Source organism: Streptomyces blastmyceticus, from assembly GCF_039521185.1.
Lineage (GTDB): Bacteria > Actinomycetota > Actinomycetes > Streptomycetales > Streptomycetaceae > Streptomyces > Streptomyces blastmyceticus.
In genome coordinates, this window is the sequence record NZ_BAAABW010000016.1 from 464,370 (window position 1) to 479,838 (window position 15,469).

Here is a 15,469-nt window from a genome sequence, read left to right on the forward strand (position 1 = left end):
CCGCACCGTCTGGACCTTTTCTGGACCACGGCTGGAGCCGGGGCCCGAACGGTTCCAGCTGCGGTCGAGGACGGCTGTAGCGGGCGATCCCAAGCTCAACTCGTACCGCCCCGCGCACCGTTGAGGAAAGGCAGCCATGAGCACCGTCGAGCAGCAGACGATCTCACCGCCTCCCGCGGCGGACGAGCCGGTTCCGCAGGCCGCGCCGCAGTTGCGGGAGCGCGCCGCGGAGCTGGCCGGACTGCGGGAGACCGTGCTCGCCGGGCCGAGCGCGCGGGCCACCGGGGCACAGCACGCCAAGGGCAAGCTCACCGCGCGCGAGCGCATCGAACTCCTCTTTGACGAGGGCACGTTCTCCGAGGTGGAGGCCTTCCGCCGGCACCGGGCCACGGGCTTCGGGCTGGAGGACAAGCGGCCGCACACCGACGGTGTGGTCACCGGCTGGGGCAAGGTCCACGGCCGTACGGTCTTCGTCTACGCCCATGACTTCCGGATCTTCGGCGGCGCCCTGGGCGAGGCCCACGCCCAGAAGATCCACAAGCTGATGGACCTCGCGGAGGCCGCCGGCGCGCCGATCGTCGGACTGTGCGACGGCGCCGGGGCCCGGATCCAGGAGGGCGTCACGGCGCTCGCGGGCTACGGCGGGATCTTCCAGCGCAACGTCCGCAACTCCGGCGTCATCCCGCAGATCAGTGTGATCCTCGGGCCCTGCGCGGGCGGCGCGGCGTACTCGCCCGCGCTGACCGACTTCGTCTTCATGGTGCGCGGCACCTCGCAGATGTTCATCACCGGCCCGGACGTGGTCCAGGCGGTGACCGGCGAGGTGATCACCCAGGACGAGCTGGGCGGCGCCGACGCCCACGCCGCGCTCTCGGGCGTCTCCGGCTTCGCGTACGACGACGAGGAGAGCTGCCTGGAGGACGTGCGGTTCCTGCTCTCGCTGCTGCCGCAGAACAACCGGGAGCTGCCGCCGTCACAGCCCACCGAGGACACCCCCGACCGGCGCACCGAGGCGCTCCTCGACCTGGTGCCCGCGGACCCCAACCGCTCCTACGACATGCGCAAGGTGATCGAGGAGGTCGTCGACGACGGCGAGTTCTTCGAGGTGCACGAGCGCTGGGCGGCCAACGTGGTGTGCGCGCTGGCGCGGCTGGACGGCCACGTCGTCGGCATCGTCGCCAACCAGCCCGCGTCGCTGGCCGGGGTGCTGGACATCCACGCCTCGGAGAAGGCCGCGCGCTTCGTCCAGACCTGCGACGCCTTCAACATCCCGCTGGTGACGCTGGTGGACGTGCCGGGCTTCCTGCCCGGCGTCGACCAGGAGCACGGCGGGATCATCCGGCACGGGGCGAAGCTGCTCTACGCGTACTGCAACGCCACCGTGCCGCGCATCCAGCTGATCATGCGCAAGGCGTACGGCGGCGCGTACATCGTGATGGACTCGCGCTCCATCGGCACGGACATCTCGCTGGCCTGGCCGTCGAACGAGATCGCCGTGATGGGGGCCGAGGGCGCGGCCAACGTCATCTTCCGCAGGGAGATCGCGGCTGCCGATGACCCGGACGCGCGCCGGGTGCAGCTGGTCAAGGAGTACAAGTCCGAGCTGATGCACCCGTATTACGCGGCCGAGCGGGGGCTGGTCGACGATGTCATCGACCCGGCCGAGACCCGGATCAGGCTGATCGGGGCACTGGAGATGCTGCGCGAGAAGTCGGTGCAGCTGCCCAGCCGCAAGCACGGGAACCAGCCGCAGTGAGCGGGGGCGAGAGCGTGCTGCGGGTGGTGCGGGGGAATCCGGACGCGGCGGAGCTGGCGGCGGTCGTGACCGTGGTGCTGGCCGCGGGCGCGGGCCGGGCCGGACCGGCCGCCGGGCCGCCGCGACCGGTCACGCCGTGGGCCCGGCCCGCGGGCGCCGCTGTCGGCTGGTCCGCACGGCCGGCTCCTGCCTGGCGTCCGGCTCTGTGAATCCCCGAATCCCTGCTTCTGTCGTCTGAAAGGTCGAATCAGCTCGTGCGCAAGGTGCTCATCGCCAACCGTGGCGAAATCGCTGTCCGCGTCGCTCGTGCATGCCGGGACGCCGGGATCGGAAGTGTGGCGGTCTACGCCGATCCGGACCGGGATGCGTCGCATGTCCGCGTCGCCGACGAGGCGTACGCGCTGGGCGGTGACACCCCGGCGACGAGCTACCTCGACGTGGCCAAGGTGCTTGCCGCAGCAGCCGAATCGGGTGCGGACGCCGTCCACCCCGGATACGGATTCCTGTCCGAGAACGCGGACTTCGCGCAGGCCGTCATCGACGCGGGCCTGACCTGGATCGGCCCGCCCCCGCAGGCCATCCGCGACCTCGGCGACAAGGTGGCGGCCCGTCACATCGCCCAGCGCGCCGGCGCACCGCTGGTCGCCGGAACCCCCGACCCCGTCACCGGTGCGGACGAGGTCGTGGCCTTCGCCCGGGAACACGGGCTGCCCATCGCCATCAAGGCCGCCTTCGGCGGCGGCGGACGCGGTCTGAAGGTTGCCCGGACGCTGGAGGAGGTGCCCGAGCTCTACGACTCCGCCGTCCGCGAGGCGGTCGCCGCCTTCGGGCGCGGGGAGTGCTTCGTCGAGCGCTACCTCGACCGTCCCCGTCACGTCGAGACCCAGTGCCTGGCCGACCAGCACGGCAACGTCGTGGTGGTCTCCACCCGCGACTGCTCGCTCCAGCGCCGCCACCAGAAGCTCGTCGAAGAGGCACCGGCACCGTTCCTCACCCAGGAGCAGAACGCCGAGCTCTACCGCGCCTCCAAGGCCATCCTCCGCGAGGCAGGGTACGAGGGCGCGGGGACGTGTGAGTTCCTGGTGGGGCAGGACGGGACGATCTCCTTCCTGGAGGTCAACACCCGCCTGCAGGTCGAGCACCCGGTCACCGAAGAGGTCACCGGCATCGACCTCGTGCGGGAGATGTTCCGCATCGCCGACGGCGAGGAACTCGGCTACGACGACCCGCCGCTGCGCGGGCACTCCTTCGAGTTCCGTATCAACGGCGAGGACCCGGGCCGGGGCTTTCTGCCCGCGCCCGGGACCGTGACCCGCTTCGACGCCCCCTCCGGCCCCGGCGTCCGCCTCGACGCGGGGGTGGAGGCGGGTTCGGTCATCGGCCCGGCGTGGGATTCTCTCCTGGCCAAGCTGATCGTGACGGGTGCGACCCGTGAGCAGGCGCTCCAGCGCGCGGCCCGCGCGCTGGGCGAGTTCACGGTCGAGGGCATGGCCACCGCCATCCCCTTCCACCGCGCCGTCGTCACCGACCCCGCCTTCACCACAGATCCCTTCCACATCCACACCCGCTGGATCGAAACCGAATTCGTCAACGAGATCGCGCCATTCTCCGTACCGGCTGTGGACGACGTCGACGCGGAGCCGCGTGAGACGGTCGTCGTCGAGGTCGGCGGAAAGCGGCTGGAGGTCTCCCTGCCGTCGTCGCTTGGTACGGCCATGTATCGCACGGCCGAGGCAGGCGGCGCGAAGCCGAAAAGGCGGGCCGCGAAAAAGGCCGGTGCCGCGGCCTCGGGCGACGCATTGGCCTCCCCGATGCAGGGCACGATCGTCAAGGTCGCGGTCGAGGAGGGCCAGGAAGTCGCCGAGGGTGATCTCATCGTGGTGCTGGAGGCAATGAAGATGGAACAGCCACTCAATGCTCACCGACCGGGTACCGTGAAGGGCATAACCGCCGAAGTGGGTGCTTCTGTCTCCTCCGGAGCCGTCATCTGCGAGATCAAGGGCTGACTGCCCCCGGATTTGACGAATTCCATGCACTTCTGGAGAGCGTCTGGTGTCCGGCTGGGCCGACCGTGTGGGTTGGCCCACAGCCGCGGAGGATGCGGAAGGCGGCGGTCGTCGGAGCTACGCGCGTAACTGTGCCGCAGGTCAGAGGAGTTGACGGGGCGGCGCTGCGGCCTCCGGAAGTGTTTCGGAGTCGTTAATTCCGCTCACTTGGGTGCACACGGTCAAGTGGCGCTGTAGGTTCCCCTCATGCCTAAGGGCCCTGCTTCTTCGCAGTCGGCCCGTAAACCGGGGGGTTGGGTTCATGGAATTCTCAGTGCTCGGACCATTGCTGGCCGTCGACGAAGGCCGGGCGTTTACGCCCACGCCGCCGAAGCAGCGGCAGCTGCTCGCATTGCTGATTCTCAATTCCAACAGATCTGTTTCCGTGGACGCCTGTATAGAGGAACTCTGGGACCAGAATCCTCCGCAGAGCGCCTATTCGACCCTGCACACCTATGTGCTGCATCTCCGCATGGCCATGAGCAAGATTCCGCGCATCGGATCCCTGGGCGAGGCGAAGCGCATCCTGCAGACCGCCAACTACGGTTACCGCCTGGTCGTCGAGCCCGGCGGGATCGATCTGGAGATCTTCGAGGAGCACGTCCGCACCGCCCGCGCCGCGCTGGCGCGGGAGGACGACCGCATGGTTTCGGCCACGCTGGACAAGGCCCTCAAGCTCTGGCGCGGGCCCGCCCTGGCGGACATCCCGCTCGGCCCGCTGCTCCAGGGGCGGGCCACGGTCCTCCAGGAACAGCGCCTGCACGCGCAGGAACAGCGCATCGAGGCGGACCTGCGGCTTGGCCGCCATCACGAACTGACCACCGAGCTGGCAGAGTTGACCGTGCGGCACCCCACCCACGAGAACCTCCACGCCCAGTGGATGCTCTCCCTCTACCGCTCCGGCCGGGCGGCCTGCGCGCTCGACGCCTTCCACCGCCTGTCCACCACGCTCGACCGCGACCTCGGCATCTCGCCCTCGCCCCGCATGCGCGCGCTCTACCAGGCCGTACTCGACAACGACGAGACACTCGACCCGCCGGCTTCCGCGGCACGTCCGATGGCGCTCGATCTCGGGCGCCGCGTGATCTCCCAACAACGCCGCGTCGCCCGCCGGACGTCTCGCCAACGGGGCATCCACCGCTGATGGGTGCGGGTCCGTCGCCGCCTGCGGCGGGAGCGGCCTGCGGCCGCGTCCTCAAACGCCGGACGGGCTGAAATCAGCCCGTCCGGCGTTTGAGGACAAGCGGCGAAGCCGCTTTCGGGGTCTGGGGCGAAGCCCCAGTTCGGGAAGGGGCGGGGTGGGGAACAAAGCCCGCCGCAGGCGCCCCGCCCCCGCCCCTCCCGTAATCGTCAGCGCGTGATCGGCGCCAAATACCGGTCCAGCGCAGCATCCGGCAGCACCCGCGAGAGCACGCGGAAGTTGCGCACATCCGCCCCCACCCCGTAGCGCGACTTCGGGCGGGCGTCCGTGAGGGCCCGGGCGACAGCCCGGGAGAAGTGCGCCGGGGTCGTCGAACTGGCCCTGGCGCCCCGCTCGTTCTGGTGCAGGAAGCGGCTGAAGGGAATCCGGTAGAGCTCCGCCACCCCCTCCGGCACGGACTCCAGCGCCGCCCGCCCCGCGTCCGCGACCTTCCCCCAGATCGGTGTCACGATCGCACCGGGCTGGACCACGGTGACGTCGACGCCGAACGGGCGGAGCTCGCGCCGCAGGACGTCCGTCAGGGCCTCCTTGGCGAACTGCGCGGCCGAGTAGGCGCCCATGTAGGGGACGGCGATGCTGCCGAGACCGGAGGTCACGTTGACGACGCGGCCGCGGCTGCGCCGCAGCATCGGCAGGAAGGCGCGGGTGACGGCGAGCTGCCCGACGACGTTCGTGTCGAGCTGGCGGCGCAACTCGTCGGTCGTGAGGCACTCCAGGGGCGCGGCGACGCACACCCCGGCGTTGTTGACGACGCCCCACAGGCCGTCCTCGCCGACCGCTGCGGCGATCTCCTTCGCCGCCGTGGCGATCGACGCGTCGTCGGTGACGTCGACGCGCACGGGCGTGAGGCTGCCGTGCGCGACGGCGGCCAGCTCGTCGCCGTCCGCCGCCTTGCGGACCCCGGCGAAGACGTGGAAGCCCGCCCGCGCCAGGTGCAGCGCGCACTCCCGGCCGAGCCCGGAGGACGCCCCGGTGACCAGGACGGCCCGGCCCGCCGGGGAGACGGGTGCGGTGCCTCTACTGGACATGTGCTGCCTCCGCTGTGGTGTAGCCGGGGAAGGTGAGGGAGTCCTCCAGCGTGCGGGTGAGCCGCGCCGCGGGGAGGAACTTGAAGTACGCGTCGCGCATCGGGCGCCGGATCGGGTTCTCCGACTGCTCGAAGTCGGAGATGCCGCGGGAGGCGGCCACCATGCCGCGGGCCCGCTCCCGGCGCTCGTCCTCGTAGCGGCGCAGCCCCCGGGTCAGGTCGTCGGCGGAGCCGAGGACGCGGGCGAGCACGGCCGCGTCCTCGATCGCCATGCCCGAGCCCTGGCCGAGGCTGGTGAGCATCGGGTGCGCGGCGTCGCCGAGCAGGGTGACCGGGCCCTTGCCCCAGCGCTCCAGGAAGGGCCGGTCGCGGGAGGGCACGGCGATGATGGACTCCTCGGGCGTCACCCGGATCGCCTTCTGCACCTCGTCGGCCCAGCCCGCGTACGAGCGCAGGACCTCGGACTTGCCGCCGCGCCAGTCGCGGGACTGCGACGCGGGCATGTTCTTGGTGCCCCACCAGTAGAGCCGGCCGCCGCCCATGTCGACGAGCCCGAACCGCTTGCCGCTGCCCCAGTAGTGGGTCACCGACCCCGGGGTGAAGCGCGGGTGCTCGAAGGGGACGATCGCGAGCCAGACGATGTAGCCGCTGTCCTTGGAGCTCTCGCCGGGGCCGACGAGCTGGCGGCGTACGACGGAGTTGAAGCCGTCGGCGCCGATGAGCACGTCGCCCTCCGTCTCGCTGCCGTCCTCGAAGCGGACCCGTACGCCCCCGGTCGACTCGTCCGTCTCGAACTCCCGCGCCGTGGCCCCGAGATGGATCGGGATGCCCTCCGCGGCGGCCAGCAGTGCCTGCTGGAGGTCGGAGCGGGTGATCAGGACGCTGGGCACGCCGAGCCGCGAGATGATGCCGGGGAAGGGGAACTCCCTGATCAGCCGGCCGCGGGCGGTCCTGACGTGGTACGACTCCAGGACCTGGCCGCGCTTTTCGAGCCCGAGGTCGATGCCGATGGAGTCGAGGGCCGCGATGGCGTTGCTCATCACGGACAGCCCGGAACCCGCGGCCTTCAGCTCGGTCGCCCGCTCGTGCACCTCGACGTCGAGGCCGACTTTGCGCAGGGCGACGGCGGTGGCGAGGCCGCCTATGCCCGCGCCGATGACGATGGCCTTCTTGGCCTGCTTCTGACTCATGGTCACTCACCCATCAATTCGAAGACGGTCTCGACCACATGCTTCACGTAGGGCTCTTCCATGATGGTGAGGTGGTCGCCTGCCACGTCGATCACATTCAGCTTGCCGGTGGTGCGCTCGCGCCAGCCGTTGGTCGGGTCGCGGTGCATGGACTCGATGGCGGTGTGCATGTTGTCCAGGACCGGGGGCAGCGGCTCCTTCGCGTGGATCAGCACCATGTCCTGCTCGACGACCTCGGGCCGGTAGGCGAACGCCGCCCGCCAGTTGGCCTCGTAGACGCCGAACAGCCGCCGGACGATCGCGCCGGAGGACCCGGCGGGCAGCACGCCCTCGTCGACCGCGAGCTGGGCGATGAAGTCGAACTTCTCCTCCAGCGTCGTCAGATGGCCGGGGACCATCTCCTCCGGCGACCTGCCGCCGCGCTTGAGCCAGAGCAGCTCCCAGAAGAACCAGGTCAGCAGGGCGTCGTCGCCGGTGGTCTTGCGGCGGCCCGGGTTGAGGGCCGTGGTGTCGAGGAGGACCAGGCTCGCGATCTCCTCGCCCGCCGCCCGCAGCTGCCGCGCCATCTCGAAGGCCACGAAGCCTCCGAAGGACCAGCCGCCGATCGCGTACGGACCGCTGGGCTGCACCCGCTTGAGGGCCTCGATATAGCTCGCGGCGATCTCGGGGACGCTGCGCAGCGGCTCGGTGCCCGCGTCGCTGCCCGCCGCCTGGAGGGCGTAGAACGGCTGGCCCTCCGGCAGGTGGTCGGTGAAGCGGAGGTAGCACAGGACGTTGCCGCCCATGGGGTGGACGAAGAACACCGGCCGCTTGTCGCCCGCGGGCCGGATGGGCACCAGCGGGTCGAAGGCGGACACCGCGCCGCCGCCGCGCAGCCGGTCGGCGAGCTCGGCGACGGTGGGCGAGGCGACGAACTCCGACAGCGGGACGTTGATGCCGTAGCGCTGCTCGATCAGGACGACCAGACGCATCGCGGTCAGCGAGGTGCCGCCGAGGTCGAAGATGTTGTCGTGGACGCCGAGGGCGGGCAGCTGGAGCAGCTCGCCGAGGATCTCCGCGAGGGTGCGCTCGTACTCGTCGCGGGGCGCCGTGGCATCGCCCTGGGTGCCCGCGGTGAGCTGGACGCGGCGCAGGGCCGCGTCGTCCCGCTTGCCGCTGGGGGTGAGCGGCAGCGCGTCGAGCCACTCGAAGTGCGACGGGATCATGTAGTCGGGCAGCACCGTGCGCAGCTGCTTGCCGAGCTGGTCCAGGTCGGCGTGGACGGCGTCGCCGACCAGGAAGGCGGCGAGGAAGGAGTCGTTGCCCTCGCGGCGGCGGGCGACGACGGCGGCCTCGGTCAGCCCCGGGTGGTCCTGCGCGAAGCGGGTGATGGCCAGCTCGACCTCGGCGGGCTCGACGCGGAAGCCGCGCACCTTGACCTGCGAGTCCTCCCGGCCGACGCAGACGATCGAGCCGTCGGGCAGGCGGAAGCCGAGGTCGCCGGTGCGGTAGAGGCGCTCGGTGCGGCCGTCGACGGTGCGGGTGACGAACCGCTCGGCGGTCGGCCCCGGCTGGTCGACGTAGCCGTCGGCGAGGCAGGCGCCGGCGAGGAAGAGCTCGCCCTTCACGCCGTCCGGCACGGGCCGCAGCCGCGCGTCGAGTACGTGCACGGCGGTGCCGTCGACGGCCGTGCCGATGGGCGGCAGCGCGGGCCAGGCCGCGGGGTCGCCGGTCATGGTGTGGGCGGTGACGACGTGCGACTCGGTGGGCCCGTACTGGTTCTCCAGGATCACCCCGGGCAGCCGCTCGCACAGCGCGCGGATCTCGTCGGTGACGCGGAGCTGTTCGCCGGAGGACGCCAGCACCTTGATGCCGCTCGGCACGGTGTCGAGGGCGACCGCCGTCTCGGCGAGCTGCTGGAGCGCGACGTAGGGCAGGTAGAGCCGCTCGACGCCGTGCCGGTCCAGCAGGCGCAGCAGGGCGGGCATGTCGCGCCGCTCGTCCTCGGCGACCACCAGCAGGTTCCCGCCGCCGCAGAGCGTGGAGAAGATCTCCTGGAAGGAGACGTCGAAGCTCATGGGGGCGTACTGCGCGGTCGTGCCGCCGACGGCCCCGCTGGGGACGCTGTTCTGCCAGGCCACGAGGTTGGCGAGCGACCGGTGGGGCATCGCGACGCCCTTGGGCTTCCCGGTGCTGCCGGAGGTGAAGAGGATGTACGCGACGGACTCCGGCGCGATCGACGGCAGCGGGGCGTCCGCCGGGTCCCCGCCGTCGAAGATCTCCTCGGCGGTGAGGACCGCGGTGCCGTCGGTGAGCAGGTGCGCCTGGTCGCCGTGGGCGACGACCCGGAAGGGGCGCGCCTGCTCCAGCATCGCGGCGAGCCGCTCCTGGGGGTAGGAGGTGTCCAGTGGCACGGTGGCGGCGCCCGCCCTGAGCACGCCGAGGATCACGGCGATCGTCTCGGGCGAGCGGCGCATCGCGATGCCCACCCGGTCGCCGGGTGCCGAGCCGAGGGAGACCAGCGTGCGGGCGACCCGGGCGGAGGCGCTCTCCAGCTGCGCGTACGTCCAGCGGGTCTCCCCGAAGGTGAGGGCGGTGGCGTCCGGGGTGCGGGCGGCCTGCTCCTCGAAGAGGCGGACGACGTCGGGGTGCGCGCCGCCGGTCTCGGCCGGGAGCTCCGGGCCCTGGGCTCCGGTGAGGAACGTGAAGTCCGGTGCCTCGTCGGGGTGTTCGACCAGGCGGCGCAGGATGCCGGTGAACCCGTCGGCGTACAGCTCGGCCTGTGCGGGGGTGAAGGTGCGGCCCTGGTGGTCCAGGCGCAGCGAGATGCTCCCGTCCGTCGGGTCGGTCATGGCGTTGACGAGGAGCTGGAAGTTGGTCTCCTCCCACGCCCGGAATTCGCGCAGCTCCACGCCCGGCAGCGCGAAGACCTCGGCGAGCTGGCGGAAGTGGATGTAGTTGAAGGCGGTCTCCAGGACGGTGACGCCGAGGTCCTCCTGGATGGAGCTGAGCGGGTAGCGCCGGTGCGGGTGGCTGTCCTGCTCCTGCCGGAAGGCCTCGCGGACGACGTCGAGCCAGCTGTCGGCGGTCGTCTCCAGGCGGACGGGCATGGTGTTGAGGAAGAGGCCCGCGATGCGCTCGGAGCCGTCCTGCTCGGGGCGTCCGTGGGTGACGAGGCCGGTGGTGACGTCGGTGGCGCCGGAGAACAGCCGCAGGGTCAGGCAGTGGGCTGCGAACAGCACGGACTTCACGGGCAGCGCGTGGTCCCGGGCGAAGGCGCGTATCGCGTCGGTGAGGCCGGCGGGCAGGTCCACCTTGTGGGTGATCAGCTCGTCGCTGCCGGGCGCCTCGTGCGGCCGGAACGCGCCGAGCTGCGGCAGCTGGGCGTCCTCCAGCCGCTCGCGCCAGTACGCGCGGGTGGCCTCGGACTCCAGGGCGAGCCGCTCGGCGCGGATGTGCTGTGCGGGGGTGGGCAGTTCGCGGTCCTCGACGGCGTCGATGCCGAGGTCCAGGCCGTGCAGGTAGTCCTGGAACAGCTCGCGGACGAGGTTGGCGACGCTGCCGCCGTCGAGGATCGCGTGGTGGAAGCTGAGGACCAGCTCGACGGTCTCCTCGCGCAGGTGCACCCGGAAGTGGTAGAGCGGCGCCTGCTCGAAGACGTACGGGTGGAAGCGCCGCTCCTCGATGTGCCGGGTGATCTCGGCGCGGGCGGCGGTGTCGTCGTGGCCGCGCAGGTCGACGATGTCGAGCCCGCCCTCGACGGCCGGTGCCACGGTCTGGAGCGGCTCCGAGAAGGTGCCCAGGTCGAACGACGAGCGCAGGACGGGGTGGCGGGCCACCAGCCGGCCGAAGGCGTGGCGGAACCGGTCCTCGTCCCAGGGCAGCACGAAGGTGTACTGGAAGACGTCGCGGTAGACGGCCGAGTCCTCGCGGGCGCGGCTGTGGTAGAGCAGGCCGAGCTGGAGGCGGGACAGCGGATAGGCGTCCTCGCTGCCCTCCAGCCGGGCCCGGTCGACGCCGGACACCAGGCCGAAGGGTTCGAGCGCGGGCTCCGCCGCGGTCTGCGGCGCTCCGGTGGCGAGGGCGGCGAGACCGGCGACGGTGGGCTGCCGCATGAGGTCGGTGAGCGAGAAGTGGATGCCGCGCTTCTCGGCCTCCGCCCGCACCCTGAGCATCAGGATGGAGTCGCCGCCGAGCGCGAAGTAGTCGTCGTGGATGCCGACGCCGTCGACCTCCAGGAGGCCGGCCCAGATCGCGGCGAGCGCCGCCTCGGTCTCGTCGCGGGGCGCGGCGTCCGTACGGTCACGGCCGCCGTCGGCGGCGGGGGCGGGCAGGGCGCGGCGGTCGGCCTTGCCGTTCGGGGTGAGCGGGACGGCGTCGATCCGCACATAGAGTGCCGGGATCATGAACTCCGGGAGATTCTCCGCGAGTTCGGAGCGCAGCAGTGTGGGGTCGATCGCCTCGTCCGCGACGTAGTAGCCCACGAGGTGGGTGCCGCGCGCCGGGGAGGTCCGGTCGACGACGACGGCGTCGCGCACGCCCGCGGCCTTCGCGAGGTGGTGCTGCACCTCGCCGAGCTCGACGCGGTTGCCGCGGATCTTCACCTGGCCGTCGATGCGCCCGAGGTACTCGATGTTGCCGTCGGCCAGCACGCGGGCGAGGTCGCCGGTGCGGTAGAGGCGGCCGCCGGGGGTGAACGGGTCGCCGGTGAACTTCTCGGCGGTCAGCTCCGGGCGCTCCAGATAGCCGCGCGCCACCTGGACACCGCCGATGCACAGCTCGCCGGGCACGCCGGCGGGCTGGAGCCCGCCGTGCGCGTCCAGCACGTACAGGCGGGTGTTGTGGACGGGCCGGCCGATCGGCACCCGGTGCACGGGGCCGTCGGCGGGGCAGTCGAAGTACGAGACGTCGACGGTGGCCTCGGTCGGGCCGTAGAGGTTCACCAGCTTCGGCGCGGACTCCCCGCCGAAGATCCGGTTGAACTGCTCGACGCGGGCGGCGGGCAGCGCCTCGCCGCTGCAGAAGACGTAGCGCAGCGACGCGGCCCGCTCGCGCAGTTCGGGGGCGTCGTCGAGCAGGTCGAGGAAGGGGCCGAGCATGGACGGCACGAAGTGCATGACCGTCACCCGCTGCCCGGCGAGGGTGTCGAGGATGCCCCGCGGGTCCTTCTCGCCGCCGACGGGCAGCAGCGCCAGGCCGGCGCCCTCGATCGCCCACCAGAACAGCTCCCACACCGACACGTCGAAGGAGATCGGCGTCTTCTGGAGCAGCACGTCGCCCTCGCCGACGGGGTAGCGGCTCTGCATCCACGCGAGGCGGTTCACCACGGAGTGGTGCTCGACCATGACGCCCTTGGGCCTGCCGGTCGAACCGGAGGTGTAGATGACGTAGGCGAGGTTGCGGGAGGTGGCCACGGGTTCCAGGGGGCCCTCGGGGCCGTCCTGGAGATCGTCCACGCGCAGGACGCGCACGTCCTCGGCCACCTGCGGCTCCGGGGAGTCCCCGGCGACGAGCACGACCTTGGCGCGGCTGTCCTGGAGCAGGAACTCGATGCGCTCGGCGGGGTATCCGGGGTCGACGGGCACGTACGCGCCACCGGACTTGAGCACGCCGAGCAGCGCGACCAGGGTCCGGGGGGCGCGGCGCATCAGGACGGCGACCCGGTCGTCGGGCCGTACGCCCTCGGCGCGCAGGGCGTGCGCGACCCGGTCGGCGCGGGCGTCGAGCTCGGCGTAGGTGAGCCCGGCGGACGTGCCGTCGGCGGCGATCGCGATGCGGTCCGGGGTGCGCGCGGCCTGCTCCTCGATCAGGGAGTGCAGGGTGCGGTCGCTCGCGTACGGCACGAGGGGGCCCTGCCGGGCCGTGGTGAGGTCGGCGCGCTCGGCGTCGCTCAGGACCGGCAGGCTGACGGCGGGGCGGTCCTCCTGCTCGACGCCGGCCGTGATCAGGGCGTGCAGATGGGCGGCCACCGCCTCGACGGGGAAGTCCTCGTCGAAGACGTCGCGGGCGTAGTCCAGGTCGATGCGCAGGTCCGCGTCGTCCTCGAAGGCGTGGATCTGCACGGACAGCGCGTCGGGCACGTGCACGGGGGCGTGGATGACGCTCTCGACGGCGGCGCCGGGCACCTCGGGGCGGGGGTGCCGGAGGTAGGACAGCGTGATGTCGAACAGCTGCCGGGAGCCGGTGCCGGTCGCGGGCAGGTCGCGGAGCACGTCGCCGAGGGCGAGCCGCTCGTGGCCCATGCGCGCGTCGGTCGCCTGCCGCACACGGCCGGCCAGCTCGTGGAGCGTGGCGTCGGCGGGCACCGCCACCCGCACGGGCAGGTTGTTGGCGAACTGGCCGACGGTGCGCAGCTCGTGGTCCGTGCGGCGGTTGCGGAAGGGGACGCCGAGGACGATCTCGTCGGCGCGGTGGACGCGCGAGAAGTACGTCGCGAAGGCGGCCGCGATGAAGGAGAAGGGCGAGCTGCCGCCCTTGCGTATCCGCTCGACGAGCGCGGCCTCCACCGCGAACGTGTGGCGCCCGCTGCGCTGTTCGCGCTCCGTGCGGTGCGCCGCGGCGCGGGTGAACAGGGCGGGCACGACGCCGTCGAGGGCCTGCCGGTGGAAGGCGCGGTCCTGCTCGTACGCCTCCGAGGCGCGGTAGGCGTCCTCGGCGGCGAGGGCGTCGAGGGGCGAGGGCGCGGCGGTGTCGTCCGGCCGCGCGCTGCCGTAGTCGGCCCAGGTCCGCAGGGAGACCTGGTTGGCCGCCCAGGCGTCCACGATCAAGTGGTGGGCGTTCAGGAACAGATGGGCGACCGAGTCGCTCTCGCGCAGCACCGCCGCGGTGAACAGGCGGGCGCGGCGCAGCGGGAAGGGGCGCGTGAAGGAGCGCTCCCGCCAGGCGGCACAGGCGGCCCGCGGGTCCGCCTCGCCGGAGAAGTCGAGGTACTCCACCCACTCGGCAGCGGAACCGGCAGGGTCGGCGTCTTCGACCCACTGGCCGGGCACGCCGTCCAGCTCGTCGAAGCGCAGGGAAAACGCCTCGTTGCGGCGCAGCACACCGGTCAGGCAGCGGCGCAGCACCTCCAGATCGACCCGGCCGTCGAGCCTTTCATGGATGACCACATTGAATTGGTGATCGCCGGGCGCGTGTGATTCCGCGGCCCAGATGTCACGCTGGTACGAGGTGAGGGGAAAAATACGGGGAGGCGTCATGGCCTTCCTTCCGCTTTTGACAAGGGGGGTTATATCCGGCCTCTCGACCTGAACTTTATGTTTTGCATAACCGCCCGTACCACTACTTGTACGAGTAGAAGCCGACCACTCGTTCGAGTGGTCGGCCGTGCTGGATCCCGATAAATCCGGACAAAGAAAGGGGTGTTGGGTTAGTTTTCGAGCTACCCTCCGGCGCGTGACCACATTTATTCAGGGCTCGGGGCCGGCGCTGCTGCTGGCGCACGGCGCGGGCAGCGATATCCAGGACAGCTACGGCCCGATTCTCGGCGAACTGGCCCGCCGGCATACGGTGGTCGGGCCCGACTTTCCCGGTTCCGGAAAGGTCGAGCTGCCGGACTGGCCGCTTTCCCTGGATTTCCTCGCGGACTACATCGTCGAATCCGCCGTGTGCTCCGGAGTGGAATCCTTCGCCCTCTCAGGCTTCTCCATGGGCACGGCGGTCGCGGTCCGCGCGGCGGCCCGCCACCCCGAGCGGGTGACCGCCCTCGTCCTCTCCGCCGGCTTCGCCAGGCCGAGCGCCCGCCTGAAGCTGGCCATCGACACCTGGCGGGCGCTGGGCCGCGGCGGCGACGAGCGGACGCTCGCCTCCTACCTGTCCCTCGTCGTGGGCGGCACCACCTGGCTCGACGCGCGGTCCACGGACGAGATCGAGGAACAGCTCGCCCTCTTCGCGGCGGGAATGCCGCCCGGCACGGACGAACAGCTCGCTCTCTTCGAGGAGATCGACGTACGCGGTGACCTCGCGGGGATCCGCGTCCCCACGCTGGTGATCTCCCCCAGCGAGGATCTCCTGACGACGCCTTCGCACTCCCGCGAGCTTGCTTCCGGCATCCCGGGGGCGCGGCTTGTGTCGCTGGGGTGCGGCCATGCGATTGCCGCGGAGCGGCCGGCGGAGTGGGGTGCGCTGATCACGAACTTCCTGGCGGAAGCGGCTGCTTGAGGCGGTGAGGATGCGGGCCCGCTGCGCCTGCGGCGGGCTTTTTCCCCAGCCCCGCCCCTTCCCGAAACCGGGGGAGACCCCCGGACCCCCAGCGCCCTGCGGGCGCGTCCTCAA

Annotated in this window: 8 protein-coding genes; 5 read left to right on the top strand and 3 right to left on the bottom strand. The window is 71.7% G+C overall.

Features of this window, described 5'->3' with window-relative positions:
- Nucleotides 1–136 precede the first annotated feature (136 nt).
- From ABD269_RS16005 to ABD269_RS16020, 4 genes are all read left to right on the top strand, one after another.
- A complete protein-coding gene (locus tag ABD269_RS16005; RefSeq protein WP_344118427.1) occupies nt 137–1,756 on the top strand; it encodes an acyl-CoA carboxylase subunit beta in 1,620 nt (539 codons plus the stop codon).
- The gene (locus ABD269_RS16010) at nt 1,753–1,965 is read left to right on the top strand and encodes an acyl-CoA carboxylase epsilon subunit (protein ID WP_344118428.1); all 213 of its coding nucleotides are present in this window, start codon (nt 1,753–1,755) and stop codon (nt 1,963–1,965) included. Before ABD269_RS16005 ends, ABD269_RS16010 begins: the two co-directional genes overlap by 4 nt.
- A 45-nt stretch (nt 1,966–2,010) precedes the next feature.
- Nucleotides 2,011–3,762: an acetyl/propionyl/methylcrotonyl-CoA carboxylase subunit alpha gene (locus ABD269_RS16015; RefSeq protein WP_344118429.1), complete on the top strand. Its 1,752-nt coding sequence runs from the start codon at nt 2,011–2,013 to the stop codon at nt 3,760–3,762.
- A 301-nt stretch (nt 3,763–4,063) separates the two neighbouring features.
- The gene (locus ABD269_RS16020) at nt 4,064–4,945 is read left to right on the top strand and encodes an AfsR/SARP family transcriptional regulator (RefSeq protein ID WP_301893871.1); all 882 of its coding nucleotides are present in this window, start codon (nt 4,064–4,066) and stop codon (nt 4,943–4,945) included.
- A 206-nt stretch (nt 4,946–5,151) separates the two neighbouring features.
- On the opposite strand, the gene ABD269_RS16025 is transcribed toward ABD269_RS16020, so the two are convergent.
- From ABD269_RS16025 to ABD269_RS16035, 3 genes are read right to left on the bottom strand one after another with little or no spacing between them, the layout of a single operon-like run.
- Nucleotides 5,152–6,030: an SDR family oxidoreductase gene (locus ABD269_RS16025; RefSeq protein ID WP_344118430.1), complete on the bottom strand. Its 879-nt coding sequence runs from the start codon at nt 6,028–6,030 to the stop codon at nt 5,152–5,154.
- Nucleotides 6,020–7,219 (bottom strand): FAD-dependent monooxygenase, encoded by a 1,200-nt coding sequence (locus ABD269_RS16030; protein ID WP_344118431.1) that lies wholly within the window; start codon nt 7,217–7,219, stop codon nt 6,020–6,022. The genes ABD269_RS16025 and ABD269_RS16030 overlap by 11 nt, the downstream gene beginning before the upstream one ends.
- Before the next feature lie 2 nt (nt 7,220–7,221).
- Nucleotides 7,222–14,394 (bottom strand): amino acid adenylation domain-containing protein, encoded by a 7,173-nt coding sequence (locus tag ABD269_RS16035; RefSeq protein ID WP_344118432.1) that lies wholly within the window; start codon nt 14,392–14,394, stop codon nt 7,222–7,224.
- Between the two features lie 196 nt (nt 14,395–14,590).
- Here ABD269_RS16035 and ABD269_RS16040 point away from each other — a divergent pair, with 196 nt between their 5' ends.
- Nucleotides 14,591–15,355, top strand: a complete 765-nt coding sequence (locus ABD269_RS16040) for an alpha/beta fold hydrolase (protein WP_344118433.1) — start codon at nt 14,591–14,593, stop codon at nt 15,353–15,355.
- Nucleotides 15,356–15,469: the final 114 nt, after the last annotated feature.

Excerpts from the sequence above, each read along its gene's own strand:
- ABD269_RS16005 (WP_344118427.1), top strand. The coding sequence starts at position 137 with ATGAGCACCGTCGAGCAGCAGACGATCTCACCGCCTCCCGCGGCGGAC.
- ABD269_RS16020 (WP_301893871.1), top strand. The coding sequence starts at position 4,064 with ATGGAATTCTCAGTGCTCGGACCATTGCTGGCCGTCGACGAAGGCCGG.
- ABD269_RS16025 (WP_344118430.1), bottom strand. The coding sequence starts at position 6,030 with ATGTCCAGTAGAGGCACCGCACCCGTCTCCCCGGCGGGCCGGGCCGTC.
- ABD269_RS16030 (WP_344118431.1), bottom strand. The coding sequence starts at position 7,219 with ATGAGTCAGAAGCAGGCCAAGAAGGCCATCGTCATCGGCGCGGGCATA.
- ABD269_RS16035 (WP_344118432.1), bottom strand. The coding sequence starts at position 14,394 with ATGACGCCTCCCCGTATTTTTCCCCTCACCTCGTACCAGCGTGACATC.